The sequence below is a fragment of the Microbacterium sp. NPDC077184 genome (assembly GCF_040687055.1).
Taxonomy (GTDB): Bacteria; Actinomycetota; Actinomycetes; order Actinomycetales; family Microbacteriaceae; genus Microbacterium.
The window spans coordinates 534,244-549,005 of the sequence record NZ_JBFBMM010000001.1; the positions used below are offsets into that span (position 1 = coordinate 534,244).

A 14,762-nucleotide genomic window follows, 5' to 3' on the forward strand; every position below is an offset into this window, starting at 1 on the left:
TCCCACATTCGCGGCCACGACGGCGTCCGCGAGGGAGGCGAAGAGGCGAAGATGCGTCGGAGAATCACCGGAACGATCGTGGGAGTGCTCGCCGGAGCGCTCTTCCTCACCGCGGCGGTCCACGCCGCCGGAACCGGGGGTGCGGCCAGTCCCCGCACGAAGGTGACCCTCGTGGCCCCCGCGGCCCCGGGCGGTGGATGGGATGCGTTCGCCCGCGAGGCGCAGCAGGTCATGCGCGCCGACAACATCGCCCAGGGCGTGCAGGTCGTGAACGTCCCCGGCGCATCCGGCACGATCGGACTCGCGCAGGTCGCCGAGATGGGCGACAGGCACGACCTCATGATGGTCACGGGCGGTGTCATGGTCGGCGGCATCCTCATCAACGATTCGCAGGTGACCCTCGAGGACGTCGTCCCGGTGGCACGCCTCGCGGACGACTTCAACGTCCTCGTCGTCCCCGCCGACTCGCCGTACGAGACGCTCGCCGACTTCGCCGCGGACCTCGCCGCGAACCCCGGCGGCACGGCGATCGCCGGCGGCTCCCTCGGCGGCATCGACCACCTCCTCGCCGGGATGCTCGCGAAGGAGGCCGGGGCCGATCCCGCCGCGGTCAACTACCTCGCCTACCCGGGCGGCGGTGAGGTGGTGACCTCGCTCCTGTCGAACACCGCCAAGGCGGGTCTCTCGGGCTACAACGAGTTCCGCGACCAGATCGCCTCCGGCAACCTCCGCGCCCTCGGGATGTCGGCGGCGGAGCCGGTGCCCGGCATCGACGTCCCCACTTTCCGCGAAGAGGGGATCGATGTGGCCATGTCGAACTGGCGCGGCTACGTCGCCCCTCCCGGGGTCTCCGACGAGGTCCGCGACGAGCTGGTGGCGATGCTCACCGAGCTCCGCGAGACCGAGGCGTGGGCCGAGGTGCTCGGGCGCAACGGCTGGGTGGACAGCTTCATGGCGGGCGAGGAGTTCGCCGCCTTCATCTCGGAGGAAAGCCGCCGCACGGCGCAGATCATCGAGGAGCTCGGACTGTGAGCGCAGGAATCGACCTCGGGCCGGGGAACGACCCGGCCCCGCCCACCACGGGAACCCTTCGGGTGCAGCGGATGCCGCGCTGGTACACCGGTCGGAGCGAGCTGATCGTCGTCGCCGGCGTGATCGCGCTGGCGGTGGCGCTCACCGCCGGCATCGTCACGATGGAGATCCCGGAGGGCACCGCGTTCCCCGGCCCCACCTTCTTCCCGATCATCGTCGCGGTGTTCCTCTACGTCGTCGGGGTCGCCCTCGCCATCGACATCCTCCGCGCACCCCAGCGTCCGCACGTCGCCGATGACCCCGTGGAGATCTCGGACGAGATGCTGCGCGGCCTCGGCGGGATCGATGCGACGAGCGAGATCCGCGTGGTCTCGCCCGAAGACTCCGGCGGCGGTGCGGGCTCCGGCGCCGCGACCCGCGGCTCCCTCGACGTGAAGACCGTCGCGATCACGATCGGCGCGCTCGCCGGCTTCATCCTCGTCCTGCCGTTCGTCGGCTGGCTGCTGTCGGCGGCGGCGCTGTTCTGGATGATCGCGTGGGCCTTCGGCAGTCGCCGCCCGCTCATGGACATCGCCATCGGCGTGATCATGTCGGCCTCCGTGCAGTTGGCGTTCGGCGCCGGACTCGGGCTGTCGCTGCCCGCCGGCTTCCTGGAAGGAATCCTCTGATGGATCAGCTCGGCAACCTCATGGAGGGGTTCGCGGTCGCCTTCACCCCGCAGAACCTCCTCTTCCTCGTCATCGGCGCGATCCTCGGCACCGCCGTCGGCGTGCTCCCCGGCCTCGGCTCGGCGATGGCCGTCGCGCTCCTGCTGCCGGTCACGTTCAGCCTCGATCCGACCGGCGCGTTCATCATGTTCGCCAGCATCTACTTCGGCGGGCTCTTCGGCGATTCCACCTCCGGCATCCTGCTGAACACACCCGGCAACTCCTCCGCGATCGCCACCACCTTCGAGGGTCATCGCATGGCGAAGGACGGCAGGGCGGCGAAGGCGCTGGGGACCTCGGCGATCGGCGCCTTCATCGGCGGCACGATCGCGTGCGTCCTCGTCGTCTTCTTCTCCCCGTACATCGTGCAGCTCGCCACCGTCTTCGGTCCCGCCGAGTACTTCGCCCTCGCGGTGTTCGCCTTCGTGGCGATCTCCGCGGTGGTCGCCGACTCGATCGTGCGCGGCCTCGTCGCCCTCGGGCTCGGCTTCGCCCTCGCTCTGGTCGGCATCGACGGCATGAGCGGCACCGAGCGCTTCACGCTCGGAAGCCCCGTCCTCTTCGACGGCATCTCGATCATCGTGGTCACCGTCGGACTCCTCGCCCTCGGGGAGGTGATCCACGTCGCCTCCCACATCCGTCGCGGTCACGGCCCGGCGCGCCTGGTGAAGCCGACCGGCTCGCCCCTGCTGTCGTGGCGCGAGTGGAAGGCGACGCTCCCGGCGTTCCTCCGCGGCACCGCGTACGGCATCCCGTTCGGCGCGATCCCCGTCGGCGGATCCGAGGTGCCGACCTTCCTCGCCTACGGCACGGAGAAGCGGCTCGCCCGCCGCCGCGGCGACACCGACTTCGGCACGCGCGGGGCGATCCAGGGCGTCGCCGCTCCGGAAGCCGCCGGCAACGCCACCGCCGGCTCGGCGATGGGCGCGCTCCTCGGGCTGGGGCTGCCGACCTCGGCCACCGCGGCGATGATGATCGCGGCCTTCCAGCAGTACGGCATGCAGCCCGGACCCCTCCTGTTCGAGCGGAGCGGCGACCTGGTGTGGCCGCTGCTTGCGAGCCTCTTCCTCGGCCTCATCATCCTGCTGATCATCAACCTCCCGTTCGCGGCGGTGTGGGCCAAGCTCCTCCTGATTCCCCGTCACTACCTCTACGCCGGGATCACGGTCGTGGCGATGCTCGGCGTCTACGCCATCGCCTCGCGGCCGGTCGACCTGTGGATGGCGCTCGGCATCGGCATCGTCGGATTCGCCATGCGGCACTTCTCGATCCCGCTGGCCCCAGTGCTGATCGCCGCCATCCTCGGACCCCTCGCCGAGACGCAGCTGCGCCGGGCGCTGGCGGTGTCCGAGGGCGACCCGGCGGTCCTCGTCTCCTCGCCGATCACGATCGTGCTCTACGCCCTCCTCGTGGTGACGGTGGCCCTCAGCGTGATCCAGCACTCCCGCCACGCCTCGCGCGCGCGGGCGACGGCGAAGGCGGAGAGGATCCCGGTCAGTCGGTGAAGCCGAGGAGCCCTTCGACGTGGAGGGCTCCGAGGCCGAGCGCGGCGGCGGCCACCACGACGAACAGCGCCAGCCACAGCCCACGGACCGCGGCGGCGGTGCGCACCTGCCGGCGGAGCGCGGCGAAGGCGACGACGTCGGGTGGGCGGGTGAGGTCGGTCTCGGTCGTCGCGGCGCCTCGGCCGCTCAGGACGAGAGGAGCGGATGCCGCGGCGGCGAGGCGATCGACGACGATGGCGCGGGCGACCCCCTCCAGAGTCCGGGGACGGCGGCGCAGCCACCGGGTGAGCGCCCGGTCGCGCAGCACGACGACGTCGCGTGGGGGATCGACCAGTTCGACGCGACGCGCCCCGACCACGACGATGAGCGGGGTGACGGCCACCGCCGGAGCCGGCGGGGCCGGGTGCCCGGACCGGGGCAACGGCGGCGGTGCCGACAGCACGGAGCGGACGCGGGCCGCTTCCTCCCGCGCGGCCCGCACGTACGGCATCCGCGTCCCGTCGACGAGGAGGCGGAGGCTCCCGACCCGCACGCGGGCGTCCTGGAGGAACTTCGTGGTCACCGTGTAGACCCCGTTCGGGCCGACGAGGACGAGCTCGACCGGCGGAGCGTGCGCGTCGAGGCCGACGCCCGCGGCGGAGACCCAGTCCGGTCCGAGTCTGTCCAGGCGCGCGGCGACCTGACGTTCCGCCACCGCCCCGACGTACCACGGCAGGGCGTCCTCGCACACGGGGCTCCGCCCGACGAGGCGTGCCCACGCCGACCGGGGGCGGGCGCGCTCCTGCACCGCGAGGCACTGCGCCATCGCGGACGCGCCGGGTTCGCGCAGCGTGTCGGGGGAGCGCGCGGTGTCGGGGGACATGGCCCGACCTTAGCGAGCGCCGCGCCCCGGGGGCAGGGGGAGGAACCCCGGCCTCGCGCGCCGCGCGCCCGGGGTCGCTCGCGGCGCGGCCCAGGGGACGGGCGGCTGTCGTAACACGGCGACGCGGGAAGTTGGGGTGTGCCCGCGGGCGGCCTCAAGATGCTCTGACGGAGCGCGCGGGTGTGTGCGCCGCCCGGGGAGGAGGGAACGATGGGGCACGCGGGATTCACGACGCGGCAGGTGCACGGTGCGCGGGTGCGATCTGCGGAGCCGCGCGCGACACCCATCTATCTGACCGCGGGGTTCCGCTTCGAGGGCTTCGACGATGCCGCCGCGCTCTTCGGCGGTGCGGACGGCTTCGCCTACACCCGGGTCGGGAACCCCACCGTCGACCAGGTCGAATGCACGCTCGCCGACCTCGAGGGCGGAACACGCGCGCTGCTCGTCGCCTCCGGGCAGGCGGCGACCACGATCGCCCTCCTCAGCCTCGTCTCGGCGGGCGGCCACATCCTCGCCTCCACCCACATCTACGAGGGCACGCGGGGACTCCTGCGCGACAACCTCGAGAGGTTCGGCATCGAGGTCGACTTCATCGACGACATCGACGACCCGCGCGCGTGGGAGGCGGGCATCCGTCCGCACACCCGTGCGCTCTTCGCCGAGTCGATCTCCAACGCCGCCGGCCGCGTCCTCGACATCGCCGCAGTCGCCGCCGTGGGGCGTCGCCACGGCATCGCGCTCGTCGTGGACAGCACCTTCGCCACGCCCTATCTCCTCCGCCCGATCGAGCACGGCGCGGATGTCGTCGTGCACTCGGCGAGCAAGTTCCTCGCCGGCCACGGCAGCGTGCTCGGCGGCGTGATCGTCGACAGTGGTCGGTTCGACCCCGTGGCGGCGGCCGGACGCTACCCGCACCTGGTCACGCGCGGCAGGGACGGGCGACCGAGCGCGGTCGACCGTGCCGGCGGCGACGCGCGGATCGCCTACGCCCGCGACGACCTCGCGCCCCGCTTCGGCCCCACCCCGTCGCCGCTGAACGCGTTCCTCATCGGCCAGGGGCTCGAGACCCTCAGCCTGCGCGTCGAGCGACAGAGTGCCACCGCCCTCCGCGTCGCCCGCTGGCTCGCCGCGCAGCCGGGCGTGGAGCGCGTGGATCACCCGGGACTTCCCGGCCATCCCTCGCATCGCCTCGCCGAGCGCTACCTGCCGGGCGGCGGGGGATCCGTCTTCACGGTGACCCTCGCGGGCGACGCGGAGACCGGCCTCGCGGCGGCGCGGCGCTTCATCGAGGCGCTCGCGCTGATCACCCACATGACCCACCTCGGCGACGTGCGCTCGCTCGCGCTGCATCCCGCCTCCACCAGCCATGCCCATCTGTCCGAGGTCGAGCGCGCGGCCGTCGGGGTGCACCCCGGCACCGTGCGTCTGTCGATCGGGATCGAAGACGTCGACGATCTGATCGCCGATCTCGCGGGTGCGCTGTCGGCGGCAGAGACCGGACGGGTCGGTGCCGAGCAGGTGTCTGCGGGGCGGACGGCGGCGGAACCGGTGCCGGCGTGAGTCGCCTGCAGCACTTCGGGTGGTTCCTCGCCCGCGGATTCGGCCCCCACGGCTGGGGCCATCCATACCTGGACTGGGACTGGCGATGGACCGCTCCCGAGCTCTACCGGCAGTCCGCGCGTGAACTCGAACGGGCGGGGTTCGACCTCCTCCTGATCGAGGATGCCCCGTCCCTCGGGTCGGCCGACACGATCGACCTGCGCGTCCGCCACGCGTTCGGCGGGCCCAAGCACGATCCGCTGCTCCTCGCCCCCTACCTCTTCCAGGCGACGCAGCACCTCGGCGTGATCCCGACGGTGAACCCCGCCGCGACGCTCCCGTACACCGCGGCGAGGCAGTTCGCGACGCTCCAGCACCTCAGCGATCACCGCCTGGGTCTCAACGTCGTCACCGACACCGGCAGCGCCCGGCACTTCGGCGACGCCCCGCCGCTCGGGCACGATGCCGCCTACGACCGCGCCGAGGAGTGGCTCGGGGGCCTGCGCGCGCTGTGGCGCAGCTGGCGGGACGGTGCGCTCGTCGCCGACCCGGTCTCGGGCGTCTACGCCGACGGCCGCAAGCTCGACGCCGTCCGCCATCGCGGGGAGTACTACGCCTTCGACGGACCCCTCAACGCGCTGCCCTTCGAGCGTGGTGAGCCGGTCATCGCCTCACCCGGCGGATCCGGGCGCGGCCTGGCGTTCGCGGGCGCGAACTCCGACATCCAGCTCGCGCTCGCCCCGCTCACGGAGGCGAGCGTCCGGGACTACCGGGCGCGCATCCACGCCGCCGCGGCGGAGCGCGGACGGGCGGCATCCGACATCCGCATCCTCTTCGCGATCCAGCCGGTGCTGGTTTCGAGCGCGGAGGAGGCCGACCGGATCGTCGCGGCCTCCGCGCGCCCGGACGATGCGGCGCTCCGCGAGATCGCCCGCCGCCAGTCCAGCGACCTCGAGACCGACCTGACGGCCCTCGACCTCGACGCGCCGCTTCCCGCCGGGATCTTCGGCGAGCACGTGTCGCAGGGCAGCATCCGACGCCTGCTCGGCGACCGCGACATCACTACGGCCCCGCTGCGCGCACACCTGACGGCGCTGTCGACCCTCGGGCGGATGTCGGATCGCTCCGGCTTCGTCGGGACGGCGGACGAGTTCGCCGACCTCATCGAGGAGCTCGGCGAGTGGGGCAACGACGGCGTGCTGCTGTGGGGAGACCTGCACCCGGTCACCGTGCATCGGATGCTGGACGACCTGGTGCCGATCCTCCGGCGCCGCGGCATCCTGCGTCGGGAGTTCGCCCCGGGCGGGCTGCACGCCAACCTCCGGGCGTTCTGAGGCCCGACGCGCGCCGGTCGGGGAGGATGCCGAACGCCCCCGGTGCGCTGCGCGCGGGCCGGGGGCGTTCGGACCGTTCGGTCGGGATCGAAGCTCAGACGAGCCCGTTCTCCGACAGCCACGCGGCGGCGATGTCGGGGGTCGATTCCTGGTCCTCGGTGCTCTGGACGTTCAGGGCGACGAGGCCCTCGGGGGTCAGTGCGGCGCTGACCTCGTTGATGATCTCGGCGGCGCCGTCGGGCAGCTCACCGCTGACGACCGGGACGACGTTCGAGGCGAGGAACAGGCCCTCGGGGTCCTCGAGGACGACGAGGTCGCCGGTCTGGATGCGCGGGTCGGCGGTGTAGATGTTCGCGACCTGGATCGTGTTCGCCTCCAGCGCCTCGAAGGTGGTGTCGGCGGTGGGGGAGAACTCCACCGTCACGCCGTAGACCTCTTCCAGGCCCGCCGGACCGTACGGACGCTCGGCGAGCTCCGGGGGTCCGCCGAGGGTGATCGGACCGGCGGCGTCGGCGAGGTCGCCGATCTCGACGAGGCCGTTCTCCTCCGCGAACGCGGCGGTCACCGTGTAGGAGTCCTGGTCCGTCGCGGTGGACTGGTCGAGGACGCTCAGGCCCTCGGGGAGCGCATCGGGGAGCGCGGCGTAGACCTCGTCCGCGGTGCGCGCCTCGGTCTCGGGGTCGAAGTACTGCAGGAGGTTGCCCGAGTACTCCGGGAACAGGGTGATCTCACCCGCTTCGAGGGCCGGGATGTACGCGTCGCGCTGACCGGAGTTGAAGGCGTCGCGAGACACCTCGAAGCCACCGGCCTCGAGCGCCTGAGCGTAGATCTCGGCGATGATCTCGTTGGAGTAGTAGGCCTGCGAACCGATGACGATCGTCTCGCTGGTCTCGCCGCCCGCGGCGGGCGCGTCGGTCTCGGGGGCCAGCGGGTCGCTCGAGGCGCACCCGGCGGCCACCAGCGACACACCGGTCAGGAGCGCCGCCGCCAGGGCGAGGCGGGACTTCTTTGCTGTGAACATGTGATCTTCCTCTGTTGTGTGATGGTGCGGGGAGGGGGACGTTCAGGCGGTCGCGGCGCGCCGGTTCGAGCGCGCGGGACCGGAGTGGTGGCGAGTGGCCGCACGGATGCCGGCGGGCGTGGCCACGCGCTGCCACAGGGCGAAGAGGCCGTCGAGCGCGAGCGCGAGGGCGGCGACGAGGATCGCGCCGCCGAGCACGATGTCGAAGCGGCGGAGCGGGATGCCGGCGATGATGTACTGCCCGAGGCCGCCGAGGTTGACGTAGGCAGCGATGGTGACGGTGGCCACGACCTGCAGGGTCGCCGCCCGCAGCCCCGCGACGAGGAGCGGGAGGCCGAGCGGCACCTCTACCTTCCACAGCACCTGCCAAGGCGTCATCCCCATCGCGCGGGCGGCGTCGATGACCTTCCGATCGATCGCCTCGAACCCGGCGTAGGCCCCGGCGAGGATCGAGGGGATCGCGAGCAGGACGAACGTGATGACGGCCGCCTCCGCACTGCGCAGCACGCCGAGGAGGAGCACCAGTAGGATCAGCAGGCCGAAGGAGGGCACCGCGCGCGCGGCGCCCGAGATCGCCACGGCGATGTCGCGCCCCTTGCCGGTGTGGCCGATGGCCCACCCCGCCGGGACGGCGATGAGCGCGGCGACGAGAACCGAGACCACGGTGAACCACACGTGTTCGCCGAGGGCGACCGGGATCGGGGCGAGCCCGCGGCCCGGGTCGCCGGAGAAGATCCAGGCGAAGGCCTCCAGGATGAGGTTCACGCGACGCTCACCTCCTGCGGTGCGGCGCTGCCGCGCGCCCGACGCCGTTGGGCGCGGGTCCACGGCATCGCGATGCGTCCGGCGGCGATGAGGAGGGCGTCGATGACGAGGGCGATGAGCACCACCGCGACGATGCCGGCGACGACCTCCGCGATGATGCGGCGCTGCAGGCCGTTCGTGAAGAGGTACCCGAGATTGGTCACTCCGATGAGGGCCCCGACGGTGGCGAGGGCGATCGTGCTCACCGCGGTCACCCGAAGGCCGGCCAGGATGACCGGGCCGGCGAGCGGGAAGTCGACCGCCCAGAACCGGCGCGCGGTGCTATACCCCATCGCGGTGGCGGAGAGGCGGACGGCGGGGTCGACCGAATCGAGGCCGTCGGTCACGGACCGTGTCATGAGGGCGATCGCGTACACCGCCAGCGCGATGATCAGATTCACCTCGTTGAACACCGGCAGTCCGATGAGGGGCGGAATGATCATGAGCAACGCGAGAGACGGGATCGTGTACAGCAGACCCGTGACACTGAGGATGCCGCCGCGGGCGATCCGGAAGCGCCACGCCGCCCACCCGAGCGGTATGGAGAGCAGGAATCCGAGGATGATCGCGATCACCGACTGACGGAGGTGGACCACCGTCAGCTCCCAGATGAGGTCGAGGTTGTTCAGGACCCAGGTCACGGAGCGTCTCCCACGATCGCCCCCTGCGTGCGTCCGGCGCTGTCGACCACCACCGTTCCGCGATCGGTCTTCTTCAGCGTCAGTGCGCGCGAGCCGCGGTCGACGCCGATGAAGTTCGCGACGAAGTCGGTGGCCGGGTTCTCGATGATCTCGCTCGGGGAGCCGACCTGGGCGATCTTCGCGCCCTTTTCGAGGATCACGACCTGATCGCCGAGGAGGAACGCCTCGTCGATGTCGTGGGTGACGAACACGACGGTCTTGCCGAGTTCGCTCTGCAGGCGGATGAGCTCCTGCTGCAGATCGGTCCGCACGATCGGATCCACTGCGCCGAACGGCTCGTCCATGAGGAGGATGTTCGGATCGGCGGCGAGTCCGCGCGCCACACCGACACGCTGCTGCTGCCCGCCGGAGAGCTGGCTCGGGTACCGGTCGGCGAGTGCACGGTCGAGGCCCACGGTGTCCATGAGGTCGAGGGCGCGCTCCCGCGCCTTCTTCCGCGGCGTGCCCTCCAGCACCGGAACGGTCGTGATGTTCTCCACGACGGTGAAGTGCGGCATGAGCCCGGAGTTCTGCATCACGTACCCGATGCCGCGACGAAGCCGCACGGCATCCTTGTCGAGCACACTCTCACCGTCGATGGCGATATCCCCGTCGGAGGGGTCGACCATGCGGTTGATCATCCGCAGGAGGGTCGTCTTGCCGCACCCCGACGACCCGACGAAGACCGTGGTCTTGTGGGCGGGGATGACGAGGTCGAACGCGTCGACCGCGACGGTGCCATCGGGGAATCTCTTCGTGACGGAGCGGAACTCGATCGACATACGGGCCCTTTCCGGAGCGTGGGGACAGCAAACCACACTGCACCGACACCCCGCCCCCCTTGACACAACACGGCGTCATACGCCAGGCCCGATTCGCGCGGATGCGCCGCGGCTAGGCTCGGACCACCCTCGGAAGGAGCCCTCATGTCTCGCGTCCTGCTCATCGGCGGCCACGGAAAGATCGCCCTGCTGCTCGAACCCCTCCTCGTCGACCGCGGCGACACCGTCACCGCCGTCATCCGCAATCCCGATCACGAGAGCGACGTGACCGCGACCGGTGCGACCCCGCTCGTCGCCGACGTGCAGTCCTTCGACCGGGACCAGCTGACCAACCTGGTGAGCGGCAACGACGCGGTCGTCTGGGCCGCCGGCGCCGGTGGCGGCGACCCCGAGCGCACCCGCGCGGTGGACCGTGATGCCGCGATCCGCTCCATCGACGCCGCGGTGGACGCCGGGGTCCGCCGCTACGTGATGGTGTCGTACTTCGGTGCGGGCCCCGACCACGGCGTCCCCGAGGACAACGACTTCTACACCTACGCCGAGGCCAAGGCCGCCGCCGACACCCACCTGCGCGAGAGCGGGCTGGACTACACGATCGTCGCGCCGAGCTCCCTCACCCTCGACGAGCCGACCGGGCGCATCGACGTCCGCGCGGAGGAGTCCGGTTCCGTCGCACGTGCCGACGTCGCCGCGGTGATCGCCGCCGTCCTCGCGGACGAGCGGACGGTCGGCCGCACCATCTCGTTCAACACCGGTGACCAGCCGATCGCGGACGCGATCGCCGACGCCGCGTCGTGACCGGGCGGATCCTCTCGGACGGCGCGATCCTTCGCGCCGCCGCGCCCGCCGACGCCCCCGGCATCCTGGGCTGCATCCAGGCGCTCGCCGTCTACGAACGCGAGCCGGATGCCGTCGAGAACACCGTCGAAGCACTCACCGAGACGCTCTTCGGCGCCGAACCCCGAGCGTTCGCCCACGTGGTGGAGCGCGACGGCGAGGTGAAGGCCATCGCCGTGTGGTTCCTCACCTACTCGACCTGGACGGGCCGTCACGGCATCTGGCTCGAGGACCTCTTCGTCCACGAGTCGGAGCGCGGTCGCGGATACGGCAAGAGCCTCCTGTCGGCCCTCGCGGGCATCTGCGCCGAGCGGGGGTTCCCGCGACTGGAATGGACGGTGCTGGACTGGAATACTCCGGCCGTGGAGTTCTATCGCGCGATCGGCGCCGAGCCGATGAGCGAGTGGACGACGCAGCGGATGACGGGGGACCGGCTCGCCGCCCTCGCGGCGCTGAACGGACCCCGAGACTGAGAGGAAGCGATCGCATGGTGCAGGTCCGCGTGGCGGGGGTGGCTCTCGACGCCGCCCAGCAGCACGTCATCCTCTTGAAGCCCCTCGAGGACCTCCCCGGGGAGGGGCGGATCCTGCCGATCTGGATCGGCGCGCAGGAGGCGACGTCGATCCTCGTTGCCGTCGAGGGCGCGCCCGTCCCGCGTCCTCTCGCGCACGATCTCATGCGCGATATCCTCGACACCCTCGGCGCGACCGTCGACCGGGTGGAGGTGACGCGCATCGACGAGGGCACGTACTACGCCGACGTGGTCCTCGACACCCCTGTCGGGTCTCGCGTGGTCGATGCCCGGCCGTCGGATGCCGTGGCGCTGGCTTCGCGCACCGGAGCGTCGATCTTCGTCGCCGACGAGGTGCTGGCCGAGGCGGGCGTGATCGACACCGTCACCGCGGAGGACGAGGACGGCGTCCCGGTGGATGCGGAGGAGAGCGTGGACGAATTCAAGCGGTTCCTGGAGGACGTCGACCCCGACGACTTCCGCGGCTGAGCCTCACGCGGTGGCCGCCGTCGGGGCGGTCGTCGGATCCGGCGCGGCGACCGGGAAGAGGAGGCGGACCACCATCAGTCCGACGGCCGCGCCGATCAGCTGCGCCCCGATGAACGCCGGGGCGGATGCCGGGGCGATCCCCGCGAAGGTGTCGCTGAACATGCGTCCGATCGTGATGGCGGGGTTGGCGAAGCTCGTCGACGACGTGAAGAAGTACGCGCCGCCGATGTAGGCGCCGACCGCCGGCGCCGCCCACGCCGAGCGTCCGGTGCGGACGAGCGCGAAGATGACGGTGATGAGTCCTGCGGTCGCGACGACCTCCGAGAGCAGGAGGTTCGCCGCCGACCGGTCGGTCGTGCTCCACGCGATCGCGGGGACGTCGAACAGGAGGTTCGCGAGCACCGCGCCGGTGATGCAGCCGACGATCTGGGCGGGAAGGTATCCCGCCGCCGTCGCCCACGACCGGCGGTGCAGCAGGATGTCGACCAGGGTCACGACCGGGTTGAAGTGCGCCCCCGAGACGGGCGCGAAGACGAGGATGAGCACCGTCAGGCCGAAGGCCGTCGCGAGGGCGTTCTCCAGGAGTTGGAGGCCCGTGTCGCCGGGGGAGAGGCTTTGCGCGGCGATTCCGGAGCCGATGACGACGACGGCGAGTCCGGCACTGCCGAGGGACTCGCCGGCCAGGGCGCGCGTGGAGGGGTTCAGGCGAGAGGACCGTTCGGGCACGCATAGACCATAGTCGATGGTTTCCGCGCGGATAGACTGGCGTCTATGGATTCCGTCGAGCAGATGCGCGTTCTCGGCGACCCGACGCGCGTGCGCATCCTCGCGCTGATCCGAACCACGGCCGACGGGCGTGCGCTCGTCGGCGATCTCGCCCGGGCGCTCGACCTCCGGCAGCCGACCGTGAGTCACCATATGAAGGCGCTCGCTCACGCCGGCATCGTCCATCGCGACCCCGACGGACGCCGCGTCTGGTACTCCATCGCCCCCGACGTCGCCGAGCGCGTGGATGCGGTCCTGGGGGCCGGCGATGCGGTCGACGGCCCCGCGCCGGACCTCGATCGCATCGCGTCCGACCTCGACATCCGGTTCCGCGGGGTGTTCGCCCGTGAGACGGTCCGCGCGGTCGTCGGTGAGAGCTACGACCTCCTCGCAGCCGCCGGGCCGCGCCCCCTGCTCGCGAGCAGATCGGCCTCCTTCGCGGCATCCCGACTGGAAGCGCTCGCGCGTGCCGGTGACGCGGAGCGGTCCTCGGATGCTGTGCCCACCGTGTTGTTCGTCTGCGTCCAGAACGCCGGACGCTCGCAGATGGCCGGGGCGATCCTTCGGCGTCTCGCGGGGGATGCCGTTCGCGTCCGGACCGCCGGCTCTCGTCCCGCCGCCGAGGTCCGTTCGGCGATCGCGGCGTCGTTGGACGAGATCGGGGCGGCTCTCGACGGCGAGTTTCCCAAGCCCCTCACGGACGACGCGGTGCGCGCCGCGGATGTCGTCATCACGATGGGCTGCGGCGATGCATGCCCGGTCTACCCGGGGCGCCGGTACCTGGATTGGGATCTCAAAGACCCCGTCGGGGCATCGCCCGAGCGGATCCGCGCGATCCGCGATGACATCGAACGACGGGTGCGCGCGCTTCTGGGTGAACTTCTCTCGGAGCGTTCGCTCGCCGTTCACCCAATCGATAGATAAAGGTCTATGCTTCCCGTGAGAGAAAGCGAGACCCGATGACCTCCACCCCCACCGTCCTGTTCGTCTGCGTCCACAACGCCGGCCGCTCGCAGATGGCCGCCGGCTACCTGCGCGAGCTCGGCCGGGGTGAGATCGAGGTCCTGTCGGCGGGCTCCGCGCCGAAGGATTCGATCAATCCCGTCGCCGTCGAGGCGATGGCCGAAGAGGGCATCGACATCGCGGCGAACACGCCCAAGGTGCTCACGGTCGAGGCCGTCAAGGAGTCCGACGTCGTGATCACGATGGGCTGCGGCGACGCGTGCCCGATCTTCCCCGGCAAGCGCTACGAGGACTGGGAGCTCGACGACCCGGCCGGCCAGGGCCTCGAGGCCGTCCGCCCGATCCGCGACGACATCCGTCGCCGCGTCGAGGCGCTCGTCGCCGACCTCCTCCCGGCCCGGACCGCCTGATGGGCGCCGGGCGCGGGCAGGTCGGGATCGACGTGTCGGAGGAGTTCCCGAAGCCCCTCACCGACGACGTGGTCCGAGCCGCGGACGCGGTCATCACGATGGGCTGCGGAGACGCCTGCCCGATCTACCCGGGCAAGCGCTACCTGGACTGGGAGCTCACCGACCCCGCCGACCTGTCGCTCGCCGAGGTGCGGGTGATCCGGGATGACATCCGCGCGCGGATCGCGGTCCTCCTCGACGAGCTGGGCGCGACCGAAGGGGTCGCCGCGGTCGTCTGAGCGGAGCCGATGTCCGACCGGCTCCGGTAAGATGGCGCGGTGCGATTCCTGCGTGAGACGATGACTCCGGCCCCCGCGCCGGCGTTCTCCGTCCCGCTGCACACCGGCACCAACGGCTACATCTCCCGCTGGGGTGCGAACCTGTCCGGCAGCGCGCCGGCATCCGCTCTTCGGTAAGCGCCGAATCGGGGTCATCGCACGCGTGGCGAGATGACCGCGTCCCGACCGGTGAAGTCATGACGG

General features: G+C 71.5%; 18 protein-coding genes. 12 read left to right on the forward strand and 6 right to left on the reverse strand.

Going from position 1 to position 14,762, the window contains the following annotated elements; translation table 11 throughout:
- The first annotated feature begins 51 nt into the window (after positions 1 to 51).
- From AB0O93_RS02510 to AB0O93_RS02520, 3 genes are read left to right on the forward strand one after another with little or no spacing between them, the layout of a single operon-like run.
- Positions 52 to 1,032, forward strand: a complete 981-nt coding sequence (locus AB0O93_RS02510; protein WP_363340187.1) for a tripartite tricarboxylate transporter substrate-binding protein — start codon at positions 52 to 54, stop codon at positions 1,030 to 1,032.
- Entirely contained in the window at positions 1,029 to 1,700 is a 672-nt protein-coding gene (locus AB0O93_RS02515) for a tripartite tricarboxylate transporter TctB family protein (RefSeq protein ID WP_363340190.1), read from the forward strand. Before AB0O93_RS02510 ends, AB0O93_RS02515 begins: the two co-directional genes overlap by 4 nt.
- Positions 1,700 to 3,244, forward strand: coding sequence for a tripartite tricarboxylate transporter permease (locus AB0O93_RS02520; protein ID WP_363340192.1), 1,545 nt, complete (start codon positions 1,700 to 1,702; stop codon positions 3,242 to 3,244). The genes AB0O93_RS02515 and AB0O93_RS02520 overlap by 1 nt, the downstream gene beginning before the upstream one ends.
- Here the strand turns inward: AB0O93_RS02520 and AB0O93_RS02525 are convergent.
- Positions 3,234 to 4,106 (reverse strand): hypothetical protein, encoded by an 873-nt coding sequence (locus tag AB0O93_RS02525; protein WP_363340194.1) that lies wholly within the window; start codon positions 4,104 to 4,106, stop codon positions 3,234 to 3,236. The genes AB0O93_RS02520 and AB0O93_RS02525 overlap by 11 nt on opposite strands.
- A 210-nt stretch (positions 4,107 to 4,316) precedes the next feature.
- Here AB0O93_RS02525 and AB0O93_RS02530 point away from each other — a divergent pair, with 210 nt between their 5' ends.
- Together AB0O93_RS02530 and AB0O93_RS02535 are read left to right on the forward strand one after the other, a co-directional pair.
- On the forward strand, positions 4,317 to 5,666 hold the full coding sequence (locus tag AB0O93_RS02530) for an aminotransferase class V-fold PLP-dependent enzyme (RefSeq protein ID WP_363340196.1): 1,350 nt from the start codon (positions 4,317 to 4,319) through the stop codon (positions 5,664 to 5,666).
- Positions 5,663 to 6,979 carry an LLM class flavin-dependent oxidoreductase gene (locus tag AB0O93_RS02535; protein WP_363340198.1) on the forward strand — a complete coding sequence of 439 codons (1,317 nt, stop codon included), beginning with the start codon at positions 5,663 to 5,665 and terminating at the stop codon, positions 6,977 to 6,979. The genes AB0O93_RS02530 and AB0O93_RS02535 overlap by 4 nt, the downstream gene beginning before the upstream one ends.
- A gap of 94 nt (positions 6,980 to 7,073) precedes the next feature.
- On the opposite strand, the gene AB0O93_RS02540 is transcribed toward AB0O93_RS02535, so the two are convergent.
- From AB0O93_RS02540 to AB0O93_RS02555, 4 genes are read right to left on the reverse strand one after another with little or no spacing between them, the layout of a single operon-like run.
- The gene (locus AB0O93_RS02540; RefSeq protein ID WP_363340200.1) at positions 7,074 to 8,000 is read right to left on the reverse strand and encodes an ABC transporter substrate-binding protein; all 927 of its coding nucleotides are present in this window, start codon (positions 7,998 to 8,000) and stop codon (positions 7,074 to 7,076) included.
- A 42-nt stretch (positions 8,001 to 8,042) separates the two neighbouring features.
- Positions 8,043 to 8,765: an ABC transporter permease gene (locus AB0O93_RS02545; RefSeq protein WP_363340202.1), complete on the reverse strand. Its 723-nt coding sequence runs from the start codon at positions 8,763 to 8,765 to the stop codon at positions 8,043 to 8,045.
- Entirely contained in the window at positions 8,762 to 9,445 is a 684-nt protein-coding gene (locus AB0O93_RS02550) for an ABC transporter permease (RefSeq protein ID WP_363340204.1), read from the reverse strand. Before AB0O93_RS02550 ends, AB0O93_RS02545 begins: the two co-directional genes overlap by 4 nt.
- Positions 9,442 to 10,266: an ATP-binding cassette domain-containing protein gene (locus AB0O93_RS02555; protein ID WP_363340206.1), complete on the reverse strand. Its 825-nt coding sequence runs from the start codon at positions 10,264 to 10,266 to the stop codon at positions 9,442 to 9,444. The genes AB0O93_RS02550 and AB0O93_RS02555 overlap by 4 nt, the downstream gene beginning before the upstream one ends.
- 144 nt (positions 10,267 to 10,410) lie before the next feature.
- Between AB0O93_RS02555 and AB0O93_RS02560 the strand changes: the two genes are divergently transcribed.
- From AB0O93_RS02560 to AB0O93_RS02570, 3 genes are read left to right on the forward strand one after another with little or no spacing between them, the layout of a single operon-like run.
- A complete protein-coding gene (locus AB0O93_RS02560) occupies positions 10,411 to 11,064 on the forward strand; it encodes an SDR family oxidoreductase (protein WP_363340208.1) in 654 nt (217 codons plus the stop codon).
- The gene (locus AB0O93_RS02565; RefSeq protein ID WP_363340210.1) at positions 11,061 to 11,576 is read left to right on the forward strand and encodes a GNAT family N-acetyltransferase; all 516 of its coding nucleotides are present in this window, start codon (positions 11,061 to 11,063) and stop codon (positions 11,574 to 11,576) included. The genes AB0O93_RS02560 and AB0O93_RS02565 overlap by 4 nt, the downstream gene beginning before the upstream one ends.
- A gap of 14 nt (positions 11,577 to 11,590) precedes the next feature.
- Positions 11,591 to 12,103, forward strand: a complete 513-nt coding sequence (locus AB0O93_RS02570) for a bifunctional nuclease family protein (protein ID WP_363340212.1) — start codon at positions 11,591 to 11,593, stop codon at positions 12,101 to 12,103.
- Between the two features lie 3 nt (positions 12,104 to 12,106).
- Here AB0O93_RS02570 and AB0O93_RS02575 read toward each other — a convergent pair whose 3' ends face one another.
- Positions 12,107 to 12,829 (reverse strand): MIP/aquaporin family protein, encoded by a 723-nt coding sequence (locus tag AB0O93_RS02575; RefSeq protein WP_363340214.1) that lies wholly within the window; start codon positions 12,827 to 12,829, stop codon positions 12,107 to 12,109.
- A 45-nt stretch (positions 12,830 to 12,874) separates the two neighbouring features.
- On the opposite strand from AB0O93_RS02575, the gene AB0O93_RS02580 reads away from it, so the two are divergent.
- Genes AB0O93_RS02580 through AB0O93_RS02595 form a run of 4 tightly spaced genes read left to right on the forward strand, consistent with a single transcriptional unit; the run spans position 12,875 to position 14,696 of the window.
- Complete coding sequence (locus AB0O93_RS02580; RefSeq protein ID WP_363340216.1) at positions 12,875 to 13,792, forward strand: metalloregulator ArsR/SmtB family transcription factor; 918 nt, start codon at positions 12,875 to 12,877, stop codon at positions 13,790 to 13,792.
- Positions 13,793 to 13,827: 35 nt separating this feature from the next.
- Positions 13,828 to 14,241 (forward strand): arsenate reductase ArsC, encoded by a 414-nt coding sequence (locus tag AB0O93_RS02585; protein WP_363340218.1) that lies wholly within the window; start codon positions 13,828 to 13,830, stop codon positions 14,239 to 14,241.
- Positions 14,241 to 14,519, forward strand: coding sequence for a hypothetical protein (locus AB0O93_RS02590; protein ID WP_363340220.1), 279 nt, complete (start codon positions 14,241 to 14,243; stop codon positions 14,517 to 14,519). The genes AB0O93_RS02585 and AB0O93_RS02590 overlap by 1 nt, the downstream gene beginning before the upstream one ends.
- Positions 14,520 to 14,558: 39 nt before the next feature.
- Complete coding sequence (locus tag AB0O93_RS02595) at positions 14,559 to 14,696, forward strand: hypothetical protein (protein ID WP_310891409.1); 138 nt, start codon at positions 14,559 to 14,561, stop codon at positions 14,694 to 14,696.
- The last annotated feature ends 66 nt before the right edge of the window (positions 14,697 to 14,762 follow it).

Excerpts from the sequence above, each read along its gene's own strand:
- AB0O93_RS02580 (WP_363340216.1), top strand. The coding sequence starts at position 12,875 with ATGGATTCCGTCGAGCAGATGCGCGTTCTCGGCGACCCGACGCGCGTG.
- AB0O93_RS02540 (WP_363340200.1), bottom strand. The coding sequence starts at position 8,000 with ATGTTCACAGCAAAGAAGTCCCGCCTCGCCCTGGCGGCGGCGCTCCTG.
- AB0O93_RS02590 (WP_363340220.1), top strand. The coding sequence starts at position 14,241 with ATGGGCGCCGGGCGCGGGCAGGTCGGGATCGACGTGTCGGAGGAGTTC.
- AB0O93_RS02530 (WP_363340196.1), top strand. The coding sequence starts at position 4,317 with ATGGGGCACGCGGGATTCACGACGCGGCAGGTGCACGGTGCGCGGGTG.
- AB0O93_RS02570 (WP_363340212.1), top strand. The coding sequence starts at position 11,591 with ATGGTGCAGGTCCGCGTGGCGGGGGTGGCTCTCGACGCCGCCCAGCAG.
- AB0O93_RS02555 (WP_363340206.1), bottom strand. The coding sequence starts at position 10,266 with ATGTCGATCGAGTTCCGCTCCGTCACGAAGAGATTCCCCGATGGCACC.
- AB0O93_RS02560 (WP_363340208.1), top strand. The coding sequence starts at position 10,411 with ATGTCTCGCGTCCTGCTCATCGGCGGCCACGGAAAGATCGCCCTGCTG.
- AB0O93_RS02510 (WP_363340187.1), top strand. The coding sequence starts at position 52 with ATGCGTCGGAGAATCACCGGAACGATCGTGGGAGTGCTCGCCGGAGCG.
- AB0O93_RS02520 (WP_363340192.1), top strand. The coding sequence starts at position 1,700 with ATGGATCAGCTCGGCAACCTCATGGAGGGGTTCGCGGTCGCCTTCACC.
- AB0O93_RS02585 (WP_363340218.1), top strand. The coding sequence starts at position 13,828 with ATGACCTCCACCCCCACCGTCCTGTTCGTCTGCGTCCACAACGCCGGC.
- AB0O93_RS02525 (WP_363340194.1), bottom strand. The coding sequence starts at position 4,106 with ATGTCCCCCGACACCGCGCGCTCCCCCGACACGCTGCGCGAACCCGGC.